General features: G+C 40.5%; 22 protein-coding genes and 1 other RNA gene. 17 read left to right on the forward strand and 6 right to left on the reverse strand.

Features of this window, described 5'->3' with window-relative positions; genetic code table 11:
* Positions 1–31: 31 nt before the first annotated feature.
* Both HC728_RS04005 and zapG read right to left on the reverse strand, forming a co-directional pair.
* Entirely contained in the window at positions 32–1,399 is a 1,368-nt protein-coding gene (locus HC728_RS04005) for a Do family serine endopeptidase (RefSeq protein WP_190395134.1), read from the reverse strand.
* Positions 1,400–1,478: 79 nt separating this feature from the next.
* Complete coding sequence (gene zapG, locus HC728_RS04010; protein ID WP_005420963.1) at positions 1,479–1,934, reverse strand: Z-ring associated protein ZapG; 456 nt, start codon at positions 1,932–1,934, stop codon at positions 1,479–1,481.
* Positions 1,935–2,058: 124 nt separating this feature from the next.
* On the opposite strand from zapG, the gene zapE reads away from it, so the two are divergent.
* From zapE to sspB, 8 genes are all read left to right on the forward strand, one after another.
* Complete coding sequence (zapE, locus tag HC728_RS04015; RefSeq protein WP_190395146.1) at positions 2,059–3,165, forward strand: cell division protein ZapE; 1,107 nt, start codon at positions 2,059–2,061, stop codon at positions 3,163–3,165.
* A 279-nt stretch (positions 3,166–3,444) separates the two neighbouring features.
* A complete protein-coding gene (gene rplM / locus HC728_RS04020; protein ID WP_005420958.1) occupies positions 3,445–3,873 on the forward strand; it encodes a 50S ribosomal protein L13 in 429 nt (142 codons plus the stop codon).
* A gap of 15 nt (positions 3,874–3,888) precedes the next feature.
* Positions 3,889–4,281: a 30S ribosomal protein S9 gene (rpsI, locus tag HC728_RS04025; RefSeq protein ID WP_005420956.1), complete on the forward strand. Its 393-nt coding sequence runs from the start codon at positions 3,889–3,891 to the stop codon at positions 4,279–4,281.
* Positions 4,282–4,675: 394 nt separating this feature from the next.
* Positions 4,676–5,269: a ubiquinol-cytochrome c reductase iron-sulfur subunit gene (gene petA, locus HC728_RS04030; RefSeq protein WP_005420954.1), complete on the forward strand. Its 594-nt coding sequence runs from the start codon at positions 4,676–4,678 to the stop codon at positions 5,267–5,269.
* Complete coding sequence (locus HC728_RS04035; protein ID WP_005420953.1) at positions 5,269–6,537, forward strand: cytochrome bc complex cytochrome b subunit; 1,269 nt, start codon at positions 5,269–5,271, stop codon at positions 6,535–6,537. The genes petA and HC728_RS04035 overlap by 1 nt, the downstream gene beginning before the upstream one ends.
* A complete protein-coding gene (locus HC728_RS04040) occupies positions 6,534–7,271 on the forward strand; it encodes a cytochrome c1 (protein ID WP_012533586.1) in 738 nt (245 codons plus the stop codon). Before HC728_RS04035 ends, HC728_RS04040 begins: the two co-directional genes overlap by 4 nt.
* A gap of 142 nt (positions 7,272–7,413) precedes the next feature.
* Entirely contained in the window at positions 7,414–8,049 is a 636-nt protein-coding gene (gene sspA / locus HC728_RS04045) for a stringent starvation protein SspA (RefSeq protein WP_005420949.1), read from the forward strand.
* Positions 8,049–8,513, forward strand: a complete 465-nt coding sequence (gene sspB, locus HC728_RS04050) for a ClpXP protease specificity-enhancing factor (protein ID WP_005420947.1) — start codon at positions 8,049–8,051, stop codon at positions 8,511–8,513. The genes sspA and sspB overlap by 1 nt, the downstream gene beginning before the upstream one ends.
* Before the next feature lie 69 nt (positions 8,514–8,582).
* Here the strand turns inward: sspB and HC728_RS04055 are convergent, their stop codons facing one another.
* Genes HC728_RS04055 through HC728_RS04070 form a run of 4 tightly spaced genes read right to left on the reverse strand, consistent with a single transcriptional unit; the run spans position 8,583 to position 11,932 of the window.
* A complete protein-coding gene (locus HC728_RS04055; protein WP_005420945.1) occupies positions 8,583–9,170 on the reverse strand; it encodes a BON domain-containing protein in 588 nt (195 codons plus the stop codon).
* Positions 9,171–9,174: 4 nt separating this feature from the next.
* Positions 9,175–9,765 (reverse strand): phosphoheptose isomerase, encoded by a 591-nt coding sequence (locus HC728_RS04060; protein WP_005420943.1) that lies wholly within the window; start codon positions 9,763–9,765, stop codon positions 9,175–9,177.
* A 3-nt stretch (positions 9,766–9,768) separates the two neighbouring features.
* Complete coding sequence (locus tag HC728_RS04065; protein WP_005420941.1) at positions 9,769–10,140, reverse strand: YraN family protein; 372 nt, start codon at positions 10,138–10,140, stop codon at positions 9,769–9,771.
* Positions 10,121–11,932, reverse strand: a complete 1,812-nt coding sequence (locus tag HC728_RS04070) for a penicillin-binding protein activator (RefSeq protein WP_190395135.1) — start codon at positions 11,930–11,932, stop codon at positions 10,121–10,123. Before HC728_RS04070 ends, HC728_RS04065 begins: the two co-directional genes overlap by 20 nt.
* 178 nt (positions 11,933–12,110) lie before the next feature.
* Here HC728_RS04070 and rsmI point away from each other — a divergent pair, with 178 nt between their 5' ends.
* The 9 genes from rsmI to murD all read left to right on the forward strand — a co-directional run bounded on the left by rsmI (position 12,111) and on the right by murD (position 21,864).
* Positions 12,111–12,974 (forward strand): 16S rRNA (cytidine(1402)-2'-O)-methyltransferase, encoded by an 864-nt coding sequence (rsmI, locus tag HC728_RS04075; RefSeq protein ID WP_012534198.1) that lies wholly within the window; start codon positions 12,111–12,113, stop codon positions 12,972–12,974.
* A 56-nt stretch (positions 12,975–13,030) separates the two neighbouring features.
* Positions 13,031–13,439, forward strand: an RNA gene (gene rnpB / locus HC728_RS04080) — RNase P RNA component class A.
* Between the two features lie 165 nt (positions 13,440–13,604).
* Entirely contained in the window at positions 13,605–14,555 is a 951-nt protein-coding gene (gene rsmH / locus HC728_RS04085; RefSeq protein WP_005420935.1) for a 16S rRNA (cytosine(1402)-N(4))-methyltransferase RsmH, read from the forward strand.
* Complete coding sequence (gene ftsL, locus HC728_RS04090; RefSeq protein WP_005420933.1) at positions 14,552–14,878, forward strand: cell division protein FtsL; 327 nt, start codon at positions 14,552–14,554, stop codon at positions 14,876–14,878. The genes rsmH and ftsL overlap by 4 nt, the downstream gene beginning before the upstream one ends.
* Positions 14,875–16,614 (forward strand): peptidoglycan glycosyltransferase FtsI, encoded by a 1,740-nt coding sequence (locus HC728_RS04095; RefSeq protein ID WP_012533967.1) that lies wholly within the window; start codon positions 14,875–14,877, stop codon positions 16,612–16,614. Before ftsL ends, HC728_RS04095 begins: the two co-directional genes overlap by 4 nt.
* A gap of 7 nt (positions 16,615–16,621) precedes the next feature.
* Entirely contained in the window at positions 16,622–18,103 is a 1,482-nt protein-coding gene (gene murE / locus HC728_RS04100; RefSeq protein ID WP_190395136.1) for a UDP-N-acetylmuramoyl-L-alanyl-D-glutamate--2,6-diaminopimelate ligase, read from the forward strand.
* On the forward strand, positions 18,100–19,458 hold the full coding sequence (gene murF, locus HC728_RS04105; RefSeq protein ID WP_190395137.1) for a UDP-N-acetylmuramoyl-tripeptide--D-alanyl-D-alanine ligase: 1,359 nt from the start codon (positions 18,100–18,102) through the stop codon (positions 19,456–19,458). Before murE ends, murF begins: the two co-directional genes overlap by 4 nt.
* Positions 19,458–20,540 (forward strand): phospho-N-acetylmuramoyl-pentapeptide-transferase, encoded by a 1,083-nt coding sequence (gene mraY, locus HC728_RS04110; RefSeq protein ID WP_012533666.1) that lies wholly within the window; start codon positions 19,458–19,460, stop codon positions 20,538–20,540. Before murF ends, mraY begins: the two co-directional genes overlap by 1 nt.
* Before the next feature lies 1 nt (position 20,541).
* Complete coding sequence (murD, locus tag HC728_RS04115; protein ID WP_012533363.1) at positions 20,542–21,864, forward strand: UDP-N-acetylmuramoyl-L-alanine--D-glutamate ligase; 1,323 nt, start codon at positions 20,542–20,544, stop codon at positions 21,862–21,864.
* The last annotated feature ends 2 nt before the right edge of the window (positions 21,865–21,866 follow it).

The raw sequence follows: 21,866 nt of genomic DNA on the forward strand, positions 1-21,866 counted from the left end.
AGCACTTAAAGAATGAGTGCTTGCTTCTAGGTTACTTAATGACTAGATAAAGTGAGTGTTCACCACGTTGGATGTTTAATGCGAGTACAGGTGGTTTACTTTCTAGTAGCTTTCTAAATTGCTGTAAATTTTTCACAGGTTTACGGTTAACACCGATAATAATGTCGTCTTTTTGTAAACCGTAGCGTTGTGCCATGGATGCTTTTTCTACATTACTGATTTTCACACCTTTAACTGGATCTGATTGAGAGGTGTTTTGTAGTTCAGCCCCCTTTAGGCCGTCATGAAGATTTTCAGCTTGTGCTTTAATTTGCTCTGCTTCTTTTAGTGTTGCTGTTACGGTTTTTTCTTTTCCATCACGAATTAGGCCTAAGGTCACTTTTTTTCCTGCACCTAAAGTGGCGACTTTTGCACGTAACTCACCAAAGGTTTGAATCTTTTTACCATTGATAGAGAACAGTATATCACCCGCTTGAATTCCTGCTTTATCAGCGGCGCTATCTGGTACCACTTGGCTAACAAAAGCACCATGATTGGTTTCATAGCCAAATGCTTCTGCAAGTTCTGGTGTTAATTCCCCTCCTTGAACGCCCAGAATACCGCGCTTAACATGGCCAAACTCTAAAATTTGTTCTGATAAATTACGAACCATATTTGATGGGATAGCAAAGCCGATGCCCACATTACCGCCATTTGGGCCTAGTATTGCGGTGTTAATACCAATTAAATCACCATTTAGGTTTACCAGCGCGCCACCTGAATTACCGCTGTTTATTGCGGCATCAGTTTGAATAAAGTTTTCAAAGTTATCTAGGTTTAACCCACTGCGACCTAAGGCTGAAATAATGCCTGATGTTACGGTTTGACCAAGACCAAAAGGATTACCAATAGCAACACTAAAATCGCCGACACGTAAATTGTCAGAATCAGCTAACTTTATTTCGGTTAGGTTTTTTGCTTCTTCAAGTTTAAGTAAAGCGATGTCAGATAATTCGTCACTGCCAATTAATTCGGCAGTGTATTCACGTCCGTCGTGTAACTGTACCAGTATTTTTTCTGCGTTATTAATGACGTGATGATTGGTAACAATATACCCTTTTTTAGCATCGACAATAACGCCGGAACCTAGTCCTCTAAAAGGTTGCTCTTGAACTTGTTCTGAAGGAAAGTCTGGACCAAAAAAGAAACGAAACTGTTCGGGTATATGACGCTTAGATACTTGGGTACCTTCTACGGCAATACTCACGACCGCTGGAGTGATTTTCTCCAACATAGGTGCAAGGCTTGGTAATTGTTGTGAATTCACTGCAAGTAGTAAGGCTGCTTGGGATTGAATCGGTGTAATTATCGCACTGATGCTTAAAGATAAAGCACCTAAAACGAGCAAAGGCTTTTTCATCGAAATGTACTCTTAATTAAACAAAGTGTACTTATTCGACTCAAAAACCTTTGAGAAAGTTCATCGATAACATCGTATTTTAAGCGATTTTATCTTCTTTTTTTGCGTTGATATCAACTAGGTGCTCATCCTTTAAAAGGCCTGTCGCTCCATTGGCGTAATCTTTAGGTTGCTTACTAATTTCATCTTTTACATGAGCCACTTTTTTGTTTAGCTCTGGTGAAAGGGTCATTTCTCCTAAACGCGCTGAAAACGGGTTGTCTTGCTCTGGAAGATTAGGCATCAACTCTTTTGATGTTGAAGCCATGTGGTCATACATCTTATTGAAGTCTTTTGCTAACGCTTCTAGCATTGTCGCACTTGTTGCGAAGTGATCAACCAACTCTTGACGGTATTGCTCCAATTCATATTTGGATTTTTCTAAATCTTGTTTTAATGATTTTTGGTGTTTAATACCGGGTACTGTAAAACGAGAAATCATAAAGCCAATGGTAATACCAACAGCTAAGCCAATTAAAGCGTATGTCCACGCCATGAAATACTCCTTACCGTTTTTATTAATATGGGTCGGCATAACTGTGAGTTAGCCCACTCATAGGGTGTGTTGAGAACATGCTACTATGAAGGGAGTCAATCAACAAAAGAAAAGATTAAAAGTGATGACACCATTAGAAAAATATCAGCAAGACCTCAATCAAGAGGGGTTTATGCATGATAGCGCTCAACAAAATGCTGTAGAACATCTTGATGATTTATATCGACGTTTTTTAGAATTAAAAGTTCCTCAACAACCAGTAAAAAGATCCTGGAAACACTTTTTTATAAAAGCAGAACCATCAAAGTTAATTCCCGAAAAAGGGTTGTATTTTTGGGGGGGAGTCGGTCGAGGTAAAACCTATTTAGTTGATACCTTTTATGATGCATTACCCACCCAAAGAAAAATGCGAGTTCATTTTCATCGTTTTATGCAGCGAGTTCATGATGAACTAGGAGAATTAAAACAGCAGTCTGATCCTTTGCTTATTGTTGCTGATAAATTTAAACAAGAAACCGACATTATCTGCTTTGATGAGTTTTTTGTTTCAGATATTACTGATGCGATGATCTTAGCAACTTTATTGGAGGCTTTATTTGATAGAGGGATAACGTTAGTCGCTACTTCGAATATATTACCTCAAGACTTATATCGTAATGGGCTACAGCGAGCTCGTTTTTTACCTGCTATTTCTCTAATTGAGCAACATTGTGACATTATCAATGTGGATAGTGGTGTTGATTATCGCCTTAGAACGCTAGAGCAGGCAGAAATATATCACTACCCATTAGATAGCGATGCTGAAACGAATATGAAAGGTTACTTCTTACAGTTAGTTTCTGGTTGCGATTACGAATCGACTCAAATAGAAATTAATCATCGTCTCTTAGAGGTAAAAGCCGAAGGGGATGGGGTGGTTCATTTTGATTTTGCATCTCTATGTGAAAGCGCTCGTAGTCAGCATGATTATATTGAGCTCTCTCGCTTATATCATACGGTCTTGCTATCTAATGTGAAAATCATGGGGGAGTTAAATGATGATGCGGCTCGCCGGTTTATCGCTATGGTTGATGAGTTTTATGAGCGAAATGTAAAATTAATCATCTCAGCAGAGACAGATTTAGCCTCTATATATCAAAAAGGTCGTCTAACGTTTGAATTTAAACGTTGTCAGTCAAGGTTGATTGAAATGCAAAGTCATGAGTATCTAGCAAAAGAACATTTATCTTAATAAAAGAGAGTCATTTTTTGATGATTTAAGAGCTTCATTTACTGTGATGAAGCTCAAAACTCGTTTTTTTTAAACTTTTTGACCGATATGTGAAATATCTTCAAAAAAAAGGTGATTTTTTCTTCATGCTTCTCTATAATCCTCCGACCCACCGTTACTGTACTGGCTTAATTGCCAAGAGTGCCAACCACTCGAAGGGGTGATGACTGGGCTCAAAAATATACAGTGGGAGCGAAAGCTCCTAATCAGTGAAATTATTTAATAACGGGTATCATTAGCATGAAAACTTTCGTTGCTAAACCAGCCGCTGTAAAGCGTGACTGGTATGTTGTAGACGCTGAAGGTAAAACTCTTGGTCGTATCGCAACTGAAATCGCATCTCGCCTACGCGGTAAGCATAAAGCAGAATACACTCCTCACGTAGATACTGGTGATTACATCATCGTTATCAACGCTGAGAAAGTACGAGTAACTGGTAAGAAAGCATCTGACAAGATCTACTACCGTCACTCTGAATTCCCAGGCGGTCTAAAATCTATTTCTTTCGAGAAACTGATCGATCGTAAACCTGAAATGGTTATTGAATTAGCTGTTAAAGGTATGCTTCCACGTGGTCCTCTTGGTCGTGCTATGTACCGTAAACTTAAAGTTTACGCTGGCGCTGAGCATAACCACACTGCTCAACAACCACAAGTACTAGACATTTAATCGAGGATTATGGCAATGGCAGAGAATCAATACTACGGCACTGGTCGCCGTAAAAGCTCAGCAGCTCGTGTTTTCATCAAACCGGGTACTGGCAACATCGTAATCAACAAGCGCAGCCTTGAAGTTTACTTCGGTCGTCCAACAGCACGTATGGTTGTTAACCAACCTCTAGAGCTAGTTGAAATGACTGATAAACTAGACCTATACATCACTGTTTCTGGTGGTGGTATTTCTGGTCAAGCTGGTGCGATCCGTCACGGTATCACACGTGCTCTAATGCAATACGATGAATCACTACGTCCTGCACTACGCGCAGCTGGCTACGTTACTCGTGACGCACGTTGCGTTGAACGTAAGAAAGTTGGTCTACGTAAAGCACGTCGTAAACCACAATTCTCTAAGCGTTAATTTTACGCTTCCAAGGAGTTTTGTTTCAAAGCTCCTTTGGTATTGTGGTCAAAAGCCCAGCATTTATGCTGGGCTTTTGTTGTTTTTGTGAGCTTAAAACATTTTTAAGTCTTGAATTCCTTTCTCTTTTTTTATCCTTTCTCCAATCTCACTACAAAAACTCTACATATCTCACAAATGTTGCAAAAAAGTAGCTTTATCTTGTCAAAAAGTAAGGTTTTCTTTATCATTTATGGGTTAAAACAGCAGCCTAATAATATATGAATTAATTTTGAGCCTCTTTAGAGCGTTTGGAATAGTAAAGTTCTGTTGTATCACACCATTGAAAGTTAGCCGTAGCTCGTAAATGTATGGACATAATAAAAACCGCATAGAGCAAATGGGAGAAAGTTGGATGAGCAATGCGCCAGTGAGTAATGGTCGACGTCGTTTCTTAACCGCCACAACAGCTGTTGTTGGTGGGCTAGGAGCTGCTGCGGTGGCCGTACCTTTTATTAAATCTTGGAACCCGAGTGCAAAAGCGAAAGCTGCTGGTGCTCCGGTTGAAGTCGATATCAGTAAGCTCGAGGATGGGCAAATGGTTCGTGTTGAGTGGCGAGGAAAGCCTGTATGGGTTGTTCGTCGTTCAGAAGCACTTTTACAATCATTAACTGAGATTGAGGGTCAACTTCGAGACCCGTCTTCTGGAGAAGAACAACAACCTGAATATGCCCAAAATGCATATCGCTCAATTAAGCCAGAAATCTTTTTAGCCGTTGGCATCTGTACTCACCTTGGCTGTTCACCTACCTATTTACCTGACAGTTTTAGTGAACAAGTTGAAGGGGTTAATTCTGGTTTCTTCTGCCCATGTCATGGTTCTAAATTTGATATGGCTGGTCGAGTATTCCAAGGTGTACCTGCACCTTTGAATCTTGTTGTTCCTAAGCACATGTACCTTAGTGATACTCGTATCCTAGTTGGGGTTGATGAAGGAGGGGAAGCCTAATGCAACCGTTACTTGATTGGGTAGAAAAGCGTCTGCCTGCGATGAATGCATATAAAAAGCATTTATCTGAGTACCCAATGCCAAAAAACTTTAACTTTTGGTATTTCTTTGGCTCTTTGGCCATGTTGGTTTTAGTTAATCAGATCGTAACTGGTATTTGGTTAACAATGAATTACGTTCCTTCTGGAGAAGGAGCATTTGCCTCTGTTGAATACATCATGCGTGATGTTGATTATGGATGGTTACTTCGTTATATGCACTCAACTGGGGCGTCTGCCTTTTTTGTTGTTGTTTATCTGCATATGTTCCGTGGTCTGATTTATGGTTCTTACCAAAAGCCACGTGAACTGTTGTGGTTATTTGGTATGTTGATCTTCTTAGTTTTAATGGCTGAAGCATTCATGGGGTACTTATTACCGTGGGGGCAGATGTCTTATTGGGGAGCTCAAGTAATCATTTCTTTGTTTGGCGCAATTCCTGTTATTGGTGATGATCTTACACTTTGGATCCGTGGTGACTATGTTATTTCGGGTGCGACGCTAAACCGTTTCTTTGCCCTTCATGTTATTGCACTACCAATTGTTTTGTTACTTTTAGTTGTTCTTCATATTTTAGCTCTGCATGAGGTTGGTTCTAATAACCCTGATGGTATTGAAACTAAGCTACCAAAAGCAAAAGACGATAAAGGTGAGCATAAAACACAGTTTAAGTTCCACGAATATTACACAAGTAAATATAACATCATTGATTCAGTGCCTTTCCATCCTTATGGAACGGTTAAAGATATGATTGGTGTGGCTGGTTTCTTATTTTTCTTCTGTTACGTGTTGTTCTTTAACCCTGAAATGGGAGGTTACTTCCTTGAGCCGCCTAACTTTGAAGCAGCAAACCCATTAAAAACACCTGAGCACATTGCGCCTGTTTGGTATTTCACACCATTCTATGCAATCTTGCGTGCGGTTCCTGATAAATTATTAGGGGTAGTAGCAATGGGGGCATCGATTGTCGTGTTGTTCTTACTTCCATGGTTAGACCGTTGTAAGGTTCGCTCTTATCGTTACCGTAGTAAGTTACATTTATTGAATATTATCCAATTTACTATCAGCTTTATTGCATTAGGTGTATTAGGTGCATTACCTGCAACACCAACTTATACGCTGTTAGCTCAAATCTTTAGTCTGATGTACTTTATGTTCTTCGTTATTCTGTTTATTTACAGCAAAAATGAAGCCACAAAACCATTACCAGAGAGGGTGACATTCAAATGAAAAAGCTGATTTTAGTACTTTTTGCTTTGTTGCCGTCAATGGCGATGGCAGCAGGTGCAAATGTACCATTAGATAAAGCGAATAATGATATTAGCGATCAAGCATCTCTACAAAATGGTGCCAAGATCTTTATGAACTATTGTGCGGGTTGTCACTCAACACAATACCAGCGCTATAACCGTGTTGCAGAAGATCTAGGCATTCCACCAGATTTGATGATGGAAAACCTAGTATTTAATCCTGATGCGAAGATCGGTGACCTAATGAAGAGTGCAATCCCTGAAAAGCAAGCCGCAGGCTGGTTTGGTGCTCCACCACCAGATTTAACGCTTGTTGCTCGCGTTCGAGGTACTGATTGGTTATATACCTATTTACGTACTTTTTATGCCGATCCAACTCGTCCATTTGGTGTGAATAACATGGTATTCCCAAGTGTTGGTATGCCTCATGTTCTTCAAGAGCTGCAAGGGGTAACTACACCAGTTTATGAGACAACTATTGTTGATGGTGTTGAGCATAAAGCTGTTGTTGGTGTTGAGTCAGATGGCACTGGAGAGCTTAGCTCTGGCGAATACGATATGGCAGTTCGCGATTTGGTCAACTTTTTAGAATATTCAGGTGATCCTGTAAAACTTGAACGTCATCGTTTGGGTTGGTGGGTTATGGGCTTTTTAGTGATATTTGCCTTTGTTTCTTATTTACTTAAGAAAGAATATTGGCGTGATGTCCACTAATCGTGATATTCTAGATCGTTAATTGTACGCAATGGAGGCTTAGCCTCCATTGTTTTTGTGTCACTATTATTTTAATAACAATAATAGATGACGGCACCCTAAGTGTGGTGCTTTTGCTCCTAGATAAATACCGGAGGGCTCAATGGCTGTTGCTGCCAACAAACGCTCAGTAATGACGCTTTTTTCAGACGCTTCTGACATGTACAGTCATCAAGTACGTATCGTACTTGCTGAGAAAGGAGTAAGTGTTGAAGTTGAATTGGTTGATCCATCCAACTTACCTGCAGAACTTGTAGAATTAAACCCTTACAAAACTGTACCTACACTAGTTGATCGTGAGCTTGCTCTATACAACTCTAACATCATCATGGAATACTTAGATGAGCGTTTTCCTCATCCACCATTGATGCCTGTTTACCCTGTAGCTCGTGGTAACAGCCGTCTAATGATGCACCGTGTTGAGACAAACTGGTACTCACTAGCTGAGAAAGTAGTTAAAGGTTCATTCGAAGAATCTGAAGCTGCACGTAACAAGCTACGCAATGACCTACTAATGTTAGGTCCAATCTTTGCTGAATATACATACTTCATGAGTGATGAGTTTAGCTTAGTGGATTGTTACTTAGCTCCGTTATTATGGCGTTTGCCATCTATGGGTATTGAATTATCAGGCCCTGGCGCTAAAGAATTAAAAGTATACATGAACCGAGTATTTGAGCGTGATTCATTCCTAGCTTCTCTAACAGAAGCAGAACGTGAACTACGTTTAACAAACTAATGGATATTCGTTCAATGATGCCGCGTCGTCCTTATTTGTTACGAGCATTTTATGAATGGATCGTAGATAACGAGTTGACGCCTCATCTTGTTGTTGATGCAACAATGAATGGTGTTCGAGTGCCAGAAGAGTTTGTTCAAGATGGTCAAATCGTTTTAAACGTAGCACCACACTCTGTTGGTAACTTGGAGATGGGTAATGAAGCCGTGACATTTAATGCACGTTTCAGTGGTCGCCCACATTCAATCATTTTACCTTTATACGCAATTCAAGCTATTTATGCTCGTGAAAACGGTGCAGGAACCATGTTTGAACCAGAAGAAGCGTATGAAATGACAGATGATGAAGGTATTTTCGAAGAAGAAACAAATTTAAATGCTGTTTCTGAAGATAATACGTCATCAGATGATGAGCCTGAACCTCCGCGTCCAAGTGGTCGTCCGAGCTTAAGAGTCGTTAAGTAAAGTGCAACAATTGAATCCTACTAAAAAGCCTACAGAAATGTAGGCTTTTTTATTGTGCTTTGGTTTTAACTATTGCTCGACACTGCCACCTTGGCCGTATTCAAACGCTTTAATTACGCCTTTTACGCCCTTGATATTACGAGCAACGTCTGCTGCAATATTGCCTTGTTCTTCTGTTACAAAGCCAACTAAGAACACTTCTTGAGCTTCAGTAAATACACTGATTTTGATCCCGTTTAATTCACTTTTAGCGAGCAGTGACGATTTCACTTTTGTCGTGATCCAGCTGTCGTTATTGATTTGAGTAAAAGTGAGTAGTGGGCGAACTCTAATTTGGTTATAAACTGTGTTAACCCCTTTCATGTCTTTTATTTTTTTCTCAAACTCTTGATTCATTTGAGCATCTTTTGCTTGTCCCATTAACAGCACTTTACCATCATAAGTAACCGCGTTTACTCGCATGTTGTATTGGTAAGGCGCTTTATTCGCAAGCCCTGTTGCTTCTAAAGAGAGGTTTTTGTCTGATAGTTGCTCTTTAACTGTGCGGTTATCTGTTACAACAGACGCAGTTGTTGCAGCGCCAGCAATGAACAAGCCAGCACAACCTTGCAGTAATACCGCAGAAAGCAGTAAAGCACTTAATTTCACTAATTTCATATTATTACTCGGTGTGTTGTGGGAAAAGGACCTGATCAACAAGATCACAAATACAATGCAATGTTAATAGGTGTACTTCTTGAATGCGCGCGACACGGTGGGAAGGAATGCGAATCTCAACATCCGATTCACCAAGCAAACCTGCCATAACGCCACCATCCATGCCTGTTAAGGCAATAATCGTCATGTCACGGCTTACCGCTGCTTCCATTGCTTTTAGGATATCTTGGCTGTTTCCGCTTGTTGATATGGCTAATAAAATATCGCCAGGTTGACCTAGTGCTCGAACTTGCTTTGAAAAAATTTCAGAGTAATTGTAATCATTAGCAATTGCCGTCAATGTTGAGGTATCAGCAGTAAGAGCCATCGCTGGAAGGCTAGGACGTTCAGTTTCAAATCGATTTAATAGGCAAGAGGCAAATTGTTGGGCGTTTGATGCTGACCCACCGTTACCACAACATAGAATTTTGTTACCGTTTAGCAAAGTTGCTACCATCGCTTGAGAAGCATGCATAATATGATCTGGTAGAGCTTCCGCTGCGGCAATTTGGATTTGAATGCTTTCAGTAAAGCTTTCTTTGATATTTTCTAGCATTGTTTACCCTTCAACAATAGCATTTTTGATCCAGTTGATTTCCTTACCTTGAGCATGGATAGCAACGACATCAAATCTAAAAGATGTATGTTCAACAGAGAGCTTATTCTTCATAAGCCAGAAGAGAGCGGTTCGTTGTAATTTGCGCTGTTTTTGCCATGTTACCATTTCTTGCGCAGAACCGAAATTTGAAGTGTTACGGTATTTTACTTCCACAAACACAAAAGAGTCTTGATCTCGCATGATGAGATCAAGCTCTCCGGTTTTTGACTGGAAATTTCGGGCAATGAATGTGAGTTGATGTTGTTCTAAATAGCGTTGTGCCATCAACTCATAAAATTCGCCCTTTGCTCGCTTATTCTGTTTCTTCTCCATGAGTAGCCCAGCTCATTTTACGTTGGATTACGCACTCTTGGTTCAGGCTTAGTTCGCCTGTTTTACCTTCCATACGATAATTATCAACGGCTTTCATTTGAGGTAGTTCAGCAACCAACTGATAAGCGTCCATACCTAGAGCATGAAGTCGAGTCTCACCGTTGCTACTTTTTGGCCACAGCTCATCGTATTGCGCTTTAAAACTGTGGTTTTCATTTGTTAATAATGGAATGTCACTAAACTCAATGCCTTTAATTTCAACTAGTTTAGTTTGACGGCCACTGTTACTACGAGAGCTTGCATACAGTTTTGGTGGTTTGATTCCAGGGTTAATTGCAACTTCAATGAAAGGTTTTAATAGAACCAATTCACTGCTTTTAGCAACCATGTAAACTGCATCGATGTCACGACGACTACGTGGCTGAGCTTCTAATTCCATGTTTGCTAATGCGTTCATTTGGTAGATACGTGCTTGGCTACTTTCAATACCAAAAACGCTGTTTACTTTCTGCTGTAGTTGCGCTTTTGAGCCAAAGTAGCTGATTGATGGACGTTTTGCTGTTAGTTGGAACCATTTATCACTGAACGCTTGGCTTAATCGCTCACCCATAGTGCCTTGTGGTGCAAGGTATAGTGGGTGTTTAAAGCCTTGTTTAAATAAGTGTACAGCCGCTTGCTCAGCTTCTTGTTCTGGCGATAAAGTGAAATAACAACTGTTTATATCAGTATTTATTTCACTTGGAATATTCAGTGCTAATTGAGCAATGTCCGTTGTATTTAAAGATTGGAATTCTTCAATCTCACTACGAACTAATGGGCCAACAACAAATTGAATTTCTTCTTTTTCTAAGGTTGCCATTATTTCTGTCATTGATGTCGCTTGAGTGTCGATGATTTTAAGTTTGGTAAACTCATCTCGCTCTTTGTCTTCCATCATGGCGTTAATGAAACCATCACGTACACGAATACCTTGAGGACCAAAACGACCACTTAAAGGTAGTAATAGCGCAACGTTTTCAGGGCGAACAATCTCAAGAGCAAGAATATCTAAGATAACTTGAGGTGTGTATGTCGCTGCTGGATGAGTTGGGTTTGCAAGTAACCACTCATTTAAGGCTTCTTGTAATCGCATCGGTGAATGCTTCAATGTATCTAGGTAAGTTGCAAGCTGCACCCAACCATGTAGGTTGGTTTCACTTTCATCAAGTTTTACTTCTTCAAGAGCTGTGCTGTTTAGTGAATAAACACTTGTCCAAACTTGAGTCCAAAGTTGTGCTTTTTTGTCTTCAGCTGTGAATGGTTCTAATTTAATTAGTTCACGGGCTGAGTTTAGATTATCACCACTTAGTAAATATAACTCATGACGTAACTTGTGATATTCGACCCATTGGCTGTCTTCTAACTTCCACCATGCCTCAAAATTTAGCGTTTGTAGTGCCTCTTCGTACTGGCTTTGTGATTTCAGCATTTTGGCATGGGAAAGTTGCATTTCTGCGGTTTGTGCTGGAGACAGTTGCATTGTCGCTAGGCGTGTTAATAGCTTATCTGCAAGATCAAAGTTCTGCTCTTGCACTGCTGCTTTTAATGCCATGATTAAGAAATCAGCTTCAAGCGCCCCTTGTTGCTGGTCTGCTTTTAAAATATATGCGTTACTCGTTTCAGTTGGAGATTGAGTAATATCCAGACGTTCAGGTGCTTTTGGTGAGCTTGAACAAGCAGCCAATGTTAGAGCTAGGGCTACAGGAGCAATCAAGCGTGTTACACTGTTCTTTCTCGGGGTCATATTTGCCATGGGTAATATACTGGTCCTACTAAAAAGGGCTGTTGTTACTATGGATGCTCATCACCCAAACAGCTAAAATATATTTTTGATTATAGTGATTGCTTAGTCTAATACCTAATCTATGAAACAATTTTTCAGTAAGATTGGTATTATTCCCTATATTAATCGCAGAAGAGATAGTAAACAAATGACAGAACACAATTTATCTGTGGTGAATACTGCAACTTTGTACATTGTTCCTACACCAATCGGTAATTTAGGGGATATCACGCAGCGAGCCATCGAGGTTTTAAAGTCCGTTGACCTTATTGCCGCGGAAGATACACGACATACTGGTAAGTTATTGTCTCATTTTGGTATAGCGAGTCAAACATTTGCGCTGCATGATCATAACGAACAGCATAAAGCAGACTTATTGATCAGTAAATTGCAGCAGGGCTTATCTATAGCTCTTGTCTCAGATGCGGGAACACCATTAATCAGTGATCCAGGTTATCATTTAGTCAATCGTTGTCGTCAAGCGAATGTAAATGTTGTGCCATTACCTGGTGCTTGTGCCGTTATTACCGCACTTTCAGCCGCTGGACTTCCTTCTGACCGCTTTAGCTTTGAAGGATTCCTCCCTCCCAAAAGTAAAGGTCGTCGTGATAAGTTTGAAGAGATTGCACAAGCTGAGCGCACTTGTATTTTCTATGAGTCTCCACACCGTATTATGGATTCATTAGATGATATGTTGACGGTTCTTGGTCCTGAACGACAAGTTGTATTAGCTCGTGAACTGACAAAAACCTATGAAACGATTTATGGCGCACCATTAGGTGAGTTAATTGAATGGATAAAAGAAGACGATAACCGTAAGCGTGGAGAGATGGTTTTACTTATCCATGGCTTTAGAAGCGAAGCAAAAGATGAACTCCCATTCGAAGCAACGCGTTCACTTTCTATTCTTGTAAAAGAACTTCCGCTTAAAAAAGCAGCGGCAATGGCTGCTGAAATACATGGTGTGAAGAAAAATGCGCTATATAAATGGGGTTTAGAGCATTTAGATTAAGAGAATTGAGAAAAAGGGGTGGTAAGTTATAACTGACTCTTATATCATTCACCCCATGAGCTGACTCGGTAATCGCTGCTTCATTGATGTCCTTAGGGAGACTGATGGAGGGGAGGAAAGTCCGGGCTCCATAGAGCAGGGTGCCAGGTAACGCCTGGGGGGCGCAAGCCTACGACAAGTGCAGCAGAGAGGAAACCGCCGATGGCTTAATCTTCTTTTATTCTTCGGAGTAGGGAAGTAAGCACAGGTAAGGGTGAAAGGGTGCGGTAAGAGCGCACCGGACGTCTAGTAATAGGTCGTTGCAAGGTAAACTCCACCCGGAGCAAGATCAAATAGGCCCTCGCATAGCATTGCTCGTGTTTGGGGGCGGGTAGATTGCTTGAGCCTGTGAGCGATTGCAGGCCTAGACGAATGGTTACCACCGCGCAAGCGGGACAGAACCCGGCTTATATGTCGGCTCTAACTTAGCCCACCATAGTACTATTTCGGTAGTGTTATGGTGGGCTTTGTGCTTTCTGCTACATTGGTTTAGAATTATCACTAATTTGACACACATTCCTGCATTTTTAGGTTAAGCTTTGGCTTAATTTTAACTGCTTATTCATATAATTACGGTAGTAAATACTCACTATGTCTGAACAATTCCAACACGTATCCGTTCTTCTTCATGAATCTATTGATGGTTTAGCTATCAAACCTGATGGTATCTACATCGATGGTACGTTTGGTCGTGGTGGCCACAGCCGTCAGATCTTATCTCAATTAGGTGAGAATGGTCGCTTGTACAGTATTGACCGTGATCCTCAAGCAATTGCTGAAGCAAAAACGATTACTGATCCTAAATTTACCATCATTCATGGTCCATTTTCAGGCCTTAAACAATATGTTGAAGAGCTTGATCTTGTAGGAAAAATTGATGGAGTATTACTGGATTTAGGTGTGTCATCTCCACAACTAGATGATGCTGAACGTGGTTTTAGCTTTATGAAAGATGGCCCATTGGATATGCGTATGGATCCAACATCAGGCATTCCTGTATCTCAATGGTTACAAGAAGCGGATGTTGAAGATATTACTTGGGTTATACGTGAGTTTGGTGAAGATAAACATGCGTGGCGTATTGCTAAAGGCATCGTTGCTTACCGTGAAAATGAAGAAAATGAACCTCTAACTCGTACTAGCCAGTTAGCTAAATTGATTTCTGAGGTTGCACCTAAGAGTTTTAAAGAGAAAAAACACCCTGCAACGCGTGCATTCCAAGCATTTCGAATCTACATCAACAGTGAGTTAGACGAAATTGATACGGCTTTAAAAGGAGCGTTAGATGTATTAGCTCCAGAAGGACGTTTATCAGTGATCAGCTTCCACTCATTGGAAGATCGTATGGTTAAGCACTTTATTCGTAAAGAAAGTAAGGGACCACAAGTACCTCATGGTCTGCCGTTAACAGAAGAACAAATTAAAGCATTAGGCAGTGCAAAAATGAAACCTGTTGGTAAAGCGATTAAACCAACGAAGAATGAAGTGGATGTTAATGTGCGTTCACGCAGTTCTGTTTTACGTATTGCTGAGCGTTTATGAGTAAAAATACCGCTTCACAACCAAGTCTTACAAAACTTATCGGCCTAGACATTTTTGGTGTAGGCCGCCTTCATGCAATTCTATTAATTTGTATTTTTTTAAGTGCAATCGGTGTGGTATTAGCTACTCACAATACTCGTCAAATGACGGTTCAACGTGAAAACTTATTGCTTGAAAAAGATATCTTAGATGGTGAATGGCGTAATTTAATTTTAGAAGAAAGTGCGCTTGCTGAGCATAGCCGAGTTCAATCTCGTTCAGTTCGTGAATTAGATATGGAACGTCCAGCGCCAGATAAAGAAGTAATTATAAAACTACGATGAAATTACCAAATAGAAAAAAAAACAATAAGCGTATAACTAAAGCGCCGCCAACTTTTATCCAGTGGCGCTTTGGCGTTATTGTTTTCTTTGTCTTTCTTGCCTTAGCTATTCTTATTGCGCGAGCCGCTTATATCCAAGTTATTGAACCAGATAACCTTGTTAAGCAAGGTGATATGCGTTCTATCCGTGTTAAATCTCTCCCTTCTGCCAGAGGTATTATCTCTGATCGTAATGATGAACAGCTTGCTGTAAGTGTGCCTGTTGATGCGGTTTGGGCTGATCCTGTGACGATCTATAAAGAAGGTGGTTTGGTTGAGATTGAACGTTGGTATGCGCTTGCGGATGTATTAGGACTTAAGCGTAAAGAGTTAATTTCTAAAATTGAAAAAAACAAGAAACGTCGTTTTATTTATCTTCAGCGCCAAATATCTCCAGCGGTTGCTGCCTATATTAAAAAACTGAAATTAGCGGGCATTGGTTTAAAAGCTGAATCACGTCGTTATTACCCAACTGGTGAAATCAGTGCCCATGTTATTGGTGTAACAGGTATTGATAGTCATGGCCTTGAAGGGGTTGAGCGTAGTTATGATGGTTGGTTAACTGGTGAGCCGGGACGTAGAACTGTACGTAAAGACCGTTATGGCCGAGTGGTTGAAAATATTTCTTTAAAAGAGAAACAAGAAGGTAAACCATTAACCCTAAGTATCGATCAGCGTTTACAGGCGATTGCTTACCGTGCAATTAAACAAGCAGTATCTGACTTTAGAGCGATGTCTGGCTCGGTTGTGATGATCGATATTAAGACGGGTGAAGTACTTGCAATGGTAAATGCTCCTTCTTATAACCCGAATAATCGTGAGCAGTTACAGAGCTTTAGAATGCGTAACCGTGTCATTACTGATACGTTAGAACCGGGCTCTACAGTAAAACCTTTTGTTGTATTAGCTGCTCTAGATGGTGGAACTGCGAACTTAGATACGATTATTGATACCGGTAATGGCATCATGCGTATTGGCGGTAGTCGTGTGCGTGATAGTTCGAAAGTGGGTAAAGCCGATTTAACTACTATCTTGAAGAAATCAAGTAACATCGGTGTTGCACACTTAGCGTTGGGAATGCCTTTACAAGAGTTGTTAGCTGAGTATGCAGCGGTTGGTCTTGCTGATCCATCAGGCTTAAATCTAATAGGTGAAGCGACAGGTATTTTCCCTGATCGTCGTCGTTGGTCTGATTTTGAAATCGCCACATTAGCCTTTGGATATGGTCTGTCGGTTACGCCTATTCAGTTGGCGCACGCTTATGCCACATTAGGGGCTTATGGTGAATATAGGCCACTTTCAATTTTGAAAACTACTGGACCAACACCGGGTAAGCAAGTGGTTAATCGACAGCATGCAAAAGCGGTATTAGAAATGATGGAAACCGTAACTCAACCAGGCGGTACAGCAACAAGAGCTGCTGTACCTGGCTACCGAGTTGCGGCTAAAACCGGTACGTCACGAAAAGCGGTTCGTGGTGGTTACAGTGATGAATACATGACGGTGACAGCTGGTGTTGCGCCAGTTAGTAACCCTCGAATTGCGTTAGTTACTATCGTGAACCAACCACAAGGTGATGAGTATTACGCAGGTCAAGTTGCGGCACCGATTTTTGGTCAGGTAATGAAAGATGCACTACAAATTTTAAATGTAGCGCCAGATGAAAGTACCGTAAAACATATCGATGTATTGAATTAGGAAAGTGATGATGCAGTTATCTGAATTACTGTTGCCTTGGTGCGAGTTAAATCAATCTGTGGCAATTTCATCTATGACATTGGACAGTCGCCAAGTATCTCCTGGCTGTTTATTTGTAGCAATTAAAGGCCATGCAGTAGATGGTCGCCAATTTATTTCATCAGCAATTGAACAAGGTGCTGTTGCAGTTATTGCTGACGCTGATGAAGATAATATTGCAGGAACGGTAAAGGTTATCAATAACGTTATTGTTGTTTACATTGATTCTCTTTATACGCAGTTAAGTGCGATTGCAGGAGCTTTCTATCAAGCGGATAAGAGATGCATGCAACTTGTCGGTATTACTGGTACTAATGGTAAAACGACGATTTCTCAGATCATTGCTCAATGGACGACATTATTAGATCAACCTGCTGCCGTAATGGGAACAACGGGTAATGGCTTACTGTCGGATCTTAAGCCAGCCTTGAACACCACTGGTAGTCCAATTGAAATCCAACAAACACTGACAGAGCTTGAGAATATCGGAGCCAAACTGACGGCGTTAGAAGTGTCGTCTCATGGTTTAGTTCAAGGGCGTGTTAATGCGTTATCTTTTGATGCAGCAGTATTTACTAACTTAAGCCGTGACCATCTTGATTATCATGGTGATATGGAAAACTATGCTGAAGCTAAAAAGTTACTTTTTACTTCTCATAGGCCAAAACACTCAATCATCAATGCGGATGATCAAGTGGGCTGCCAATGGTTAAAAGAGATGCCTCATGCCGTCGCTGTTTCTTTAAATGAAGAAAACATCTCTTTTCATTCCGGTAAGAAGGTATTTGCGACATCGGTTGTTTATTCAACCGAAGGCATTCAACTTTCCGTTTCTTCAGATTGGGGAAATGTTGCTTTTTCAGTGCCTTTAATTGGAGCATTTAACGCGAGCAATATTCTCGTTGCTTTCGCAACACTTCTTTCTTTAGGTTATGACATCCAAGCTTTAGCTCAAACGGCGTCTCAGTTAAATGCAGTTATTGGCAGAATGGAGTTGTTTACTGCAGATAATAAAGCCAAAGTGGTTGTCGATTATGCGCATACGCCTGATGCTTTAGATAAAGCGTTGCAAGCATTACGAGTTCATTGTGAAGGTAAGTTGTGGTGTATTTTCGGCTGTGGTGGCGATAGAGATACAGGGAAACGACCAATGATGGCAAGCATTGCTGAGCAACAAGCAGATGTGATTATCTTAAGTGATGATAACCCTCGTTCAGAAGAACCAAGCTTAATTACTAATGATATGCTGGCTGGATTAAAAAATTCTGAATCTGCACATGTTATTCATGATCGTTTTGAAGCTTGTCAGTTTGCATTATCTCAAGCAAATGAGAACGATATCATTTTACTTGCCGGTAAAGGGCATGAAGATTATCAAGTGTTAGCGGATAAGACCGTTCATTACTCTGATCGTGAAACCGCACAAACATTATTAGGGCTACAATCATGATAAATATGTTACTTAGCGAAATAGCAAAAGCGTGTGATGGGCGTTTGGTTGGGGCTGATTGTCAAATATCGTCAGTATCAACAGACAGTCGACACATTGATGAACAAGGGCTTTTTGTTGCTCTTATCGGTGAACGCTTTGATGCTCATGATTTTATACCAGCAGTACAAGAGCAAGGAGCAACTGCACTTCTTGTATCAAAAGAAGTCGATACGACACTTCCTCAAGTAATTGTTTCTGATACACAAAAGGCGTTAGGCTTAATAGCGAAACATGTACATCAAGTTTGTCAGACCTTTACGTTTGCCTTAACGGGTAGTTGTGGCAAAACCACAGTAAAAGAGATGCTCGCTTCTATTTTAGCTCGTTCTGGCGAAGTGTTAGCAACCGCAGGTAACTTTAATAATGAGATCGGCGTTCCGTTAACGTTATTACGTTCTCAACCAAGTAATGATTTTGCCGTTATCGAATTGGGTGCAAATCACCAAAATGAAATCTCATACACTACTCAGTTAGCGCAACCTAATGTCGCATTGGTCAATAATATTGCAGCGGCACATTTAGAAGGTTTTGGTTCTATTGAGGGGGTAGCAAAAGCGAAAGGCGAGATTTTTGAAGGGCTAAAAGAAAACGGTATTGCTATTTATAATCTAGATAGTAATGGTTTACCAAAATGGTCATCACTATTTGAAGGTAAACAAGTGGTTAGCTTTGCTATGAATGACTCTTGTGCTGACTTTTATGCATCAAATATTGAAGTAAATGCGATTGGTGAACCTAGTTTTCAATTAAATACGCCTAAAGGAAGCATTCAAGTTTCTTTAGGAATTATTGGTAAGCATAACGTAGCGAATGCCGTTGCTGCTGCTGCTTTAGCTATTCAAGCGAATTCATCATTAAATGATATTCAACAAGGGCTACAAGAGCTGGGTAGCGTGAAAGGGCGTGTTGCAGTCGAAACGTTAGCATCTGGATTGAAGGTTATCGATGACACTTATAATGCCAGTGTTCCTGCTATGAAGGCCGCAGTGGAGTTACTTGGTGGATTTAAAGGTCAGCGTTGGCTTGTTTTAGGGAATATGGCTGAGCTAGGTGAAGAAAGCCTTGCACTTCATCGTGAAGTTGGGGAATATGCTGCCCCATATCAATTTGAGCAAGTAGTGACATTTGGCGATGATACAAAAGTGATCAGCGAGCTATGTAATGGCCGTCATTTTGAAACACGTTCTGATTTGAACGCTTACTTACTTAAAGAATTACAATTAATTAAACATAATGAGGTTACCGTGTTAGTTAAAGGTGCCAACAGTTCACGAATGAGCGAAGTGGTTTCAGCTCTTAAGGAGTGTCAGTAATGATTATTTGGTTATCCAATTTTCTAGAGCAATATTTTCCATTTTTTCGCTTATTTGAATATTTAAGTTTTAGAGCCATCTTAAGCATTATCACGGCATTAACGATCTCTTTATGGATGGGACCAAAACTGATTGCTTGGTTGCAAAACCTTCAAATCGGTCAAGTGGTACGTGATGACGGTCCTGAATCCCACTTTAGCAAACGTGGTACCCCAACCATGGGCGGCATCATGATTTTAACTGCGATCAGTGTGACTGTGTTCTTGTGGGCAGACTTAACTAACCCTTATGTTTGGGCTGTTATGTTTGTGTTGCTAGGCTATGGTGCTGTTGGTTTTGTTGATGACTACCGTAAAGTGGTTCGTAAAAATACAGATGGTCTAATCGCTCGTTGGAAGTATTTTTGGCAATCTTCTATTGCGTTAGTTGTCGCTTTTGCTCTTTATGCTTACGGAAAAGATACAGCAGCAACGCAGTTAGTCGTTCCTTTCTTTAAAGAAGTCATGCCTCAACTTGGTCTTGCTTATATTCTTCTTACCTACTTTGTTATCGTAGGAACTAGTAATGCGGTGAACTTAACCGATGGTCTTGATGGTCTTGCAATCATGCCTACGGTATTTGTTGCTGCAGGTTTTGCCTTTATCGCTTGGGCAACAGGTAACGTGCAATTCGCAAACTACTTACATATTCCGCATATTCCATTAGCGAGTGAGCTAGTGGTGGTGTGTGCTGCGATTGTTGGTGCTGGTTTTGGTTTCTTATGGTTCAACACATACCCAGCACAAGTATTTATGGGCGATGTAGGTTCATTAGCGCTTGGTGGTGCATTAGGTACGATTGCAGTGCTAGTTCGTCAAGAGTTCCTATTGGTTATCATGGGTGGTGTATTCGTTGTTGAAACGTTATCGGTGATCTTACAAGTGGGTTCATACAAACTACGTGGTCAACGTATTTTCCGTATGGCACCAATTCATCACCATTACGAATTAAAAGGCTGGCCAGAGCCTCGCGTTATTGTGCGTTTCTGGATTATTTCTATGTTATTGGTTCTTATTGCATTAGCGACATTGAAGGTACGTTAATATGAGTGGTTTTGGTGGTGTAAAAAATGTTGTAGTAGTTGGCTTAGGTATGACAGGTTTATCTGTTGTTAAGCATTTACTAAGACAACCAGAAGCGTTAACAATTAAAGTGATTGATACTCGTGATACACCGCCAGGCCATGACCAATTGCCTGAAAATGTAGAACTGCATTCTGGAGGATGGCAGCAAGATTGGTTGATTAATGCCGATTTGATTGTAACGAATCCTGGAATCGCCTTAGCGTCACCTCAACTTAAGCCTGCGATTGATAAAGGAATTCAAATTGTTGGTGACATCGAGTTATTTGCTTGGGCGGTGAATGCGCCTGTTATTGCGATCACTGGCTCGAATGGCAAAAGTACGGTGACCGATCTAACTGGGGAAATGGCAAAAGCGGCTGGAGTAAAAACAGCCGTTGGTGGAAATATTGGTTTTGCAGCTCTTGATTTATTAGAGCAAGATGCAGAACTTTATGTTCTTGAGCTTTCGAGTTTCCAACTTGAAACAACATCCACATTAAAGCTGAAAGCCGCTGCTTTTCTTAATTTGTCTGAAGATCATATGGATCGTTATCAAGGCATGGCGGATTATCGTCAAGCTAAGCTACGTATCTTTGATCATGCAGAAGTATGCATTGTTAATCGTGACGATAAACAAACTTACCCTGATGTTGAGAAAACATTAAAAAGCTTTGGGTTTGATCAAGGTGATTATGGCTGTATTGAAAAAGATGGCATTGAGTATTTAGCTAAAGATGCAATGTCATTGCTTGCTGCAAATGAATTAGGATTAGTCGGAAAGCACAATATTGCAAACAGCCTAGTTGCAATTGCATTACTTGATGCCGTTGGTATCAATTTAGATGCAACATTAGATACATTAAGAACTTACAATGGATTGACACATAGATGCCAAGTTGTCGCAGATAATAATGGTATTCGCTGGGTCAATGATTCAAAAGCGACAAATGTAGCAAGTACATTGGCAGCCTTATCTGGTTTACAGCTTGAAGGTAAATTACACCTACTTGTTGGTGGTGTAGGTAAAGGTGCTGATTTTTCAGAATTATCACCAGCGCTGCATGATTTAAATTTAATGATGTACTGCTTTGGTGAAGATGGTGATCAATTTGTATCACTTGATCCTCGTTCACTCTTATGTGAAACCATGGATGAAGCCGTTGCTACTCTATACCCAACTTTAAATAAAGGCGATATGGTGATGCTATCTCCAGCATGTGCAAGCTTCGACCAATACGCAAATTTTATGGCTAGAGGGGATGCATTCACCCAGTTAGCAAAACAGTATTCAATTGAGAGTTAATT

It is taken from the genome of Aliivibrio sp. S10_S31 (assembly GCF_014694495.1).
GTDB lineage: Bacteria > Pseudomonadota > Gammaproteobacteria > Enterobacterales > Vibrionaceae > Aliivibrio > Aliivibrio fischeri.

Coding starts and splice junctions, on each gene's coding strand:
- HC728_RS04005 (WP_190395134.1), bottom strand. CDS start 1,399: ATGAAAAAGCCTTTGCTCGTTTTAGGTGCTTTATCTTTAAGCATCAGT.
- zapG (WP_005420963.1), bottom strand. CDS start 1,934: ATGGCGTGGACATACGCTTTAATTGGCTTAGCTGTTGGTATTACCATT.
- zapE (WP_190395146.1), top strand. CDS start 2,059: ATGACACCATTAGAAAAATATCAGCAAGACCTCAATCAAGAGGGGTTT.
- rplM (WP_005420958.1), top strand. CDS start 3,445: ATGAAAACTTTCGTTGCTAAACCAGCCGCTGTAAAGCGTGACTGGTAT.
- rpsI (WP_005420956.1), top strand. CDS start 3,889: ATGGCAGAGAATCAATACTACGGCACTGGTCGCCGTAAAAGCTCAGCA.
- petA (WP_005420954.1), top strand. CDS start 4,676: ATGAGCAATGCGCCAGTGAGTAATGGTCGACGTCGTTTCTTAACCGCC.
- HC728_RS04035 (WP_005420953.1), top strand. CDS start 5,269: ATGCAACCGTTACTTGATTGGGTAGAAAAGCGTCTGCCTGCGATGAAT.
- HC728_RS04040 (WP_012533586.1), top strand. CDS start 6,534: ATGAAAAAGCTGATTTTAGTACTTTTTGCTTTGTTGCCGTCAATGGCG.
- sspA (WP_005420949.1), top strand. CDS start 7,414: ATGGCTGTTGCTGCCAACAAACGCTCAGTAATGACGCTTTTTTCAGAC.
- sspB (WP_005420947.1), top strand. CDS start 8,049: ATGGATATTCGTTCAATGATGCCGCGTCGTCCTTATTTGTTACGAGCA.
- HC728_RS04055 (WP_005420945.1), bottom strand. CDS start 9,170: ATGAAATTAGTGAAATTAAGTGCTTTACTGCTTTCTGCGGTATTACTG.
- HC728_RS04060 (WP_005420943.1), bottom strand. CDS start 9,765: ATGCTAGAAAATATCAAAGAAAGCTTTACTGAAAGCATTCAAATCCAA.
- HC728_RS04065 (WP_005420941.1), bottom strand. CDS start 10,140: ATGGAGAAGAAACAGAATAAGCGAGCAAAGGGCGAATTTTATGAGTTG.
- HC728_RS04070 (WP_190395135.1), bottom strand. CDS start 11,932: ATGGCAAATATGACCCCGAGAAAGAACAGTGTAACACGCTTGATTGCT.
- rsmI (WP_012534198.1), top strand. CDS start 12,111: ATGACAGAACACAATTTATCTGTGGTGAATACTGCAACTTTGTACATT.
- rsmH (WP_005420935.1), top strand. CDS start 13,605: ATGTCTGAACAATTCCAACACGTATCCGTTCTTCTTCATGAATCTATT.
- ftsL (WP_005420933.1), top strand. CDS start 14,552: ATGAGTAAAAATACCGCTTCACAACCAAGTCTTACAAAACTTATCGGC.
- HC728_RS04095 (WP_012533967.1), top strand. CDS start 14,875: ATGAAATTACCAAATAGAAAAAAAAACAATAAGCGTATAACTAAAGCG.
- murE (WP_190395136.1), top strand. CDS start 16,622: ATGATGCAGTTATCTGAATTACTGTTGCCTTGGTGCGAGTTAAATCAA.
- murF (WP_190395137.1), top strand. CDS start 18,100: ATGATAAATATGTTACTTAGCGAAATAGCAAAAGCGTGTGATGGGCGT.
- mraY (WP_012533666.1), top strand. CDS start 19,458: ATGATTATTTGGTTATCCAATTTTCTAGAGCAATATTTTCCATTTTTT.
- murD (WP_012533363.1), top strand. CDS start 20,542: ATGAGTGGTTTTGGTGGTGTAAAAAATGTTGTAGTAGTTGGCTTAGGT.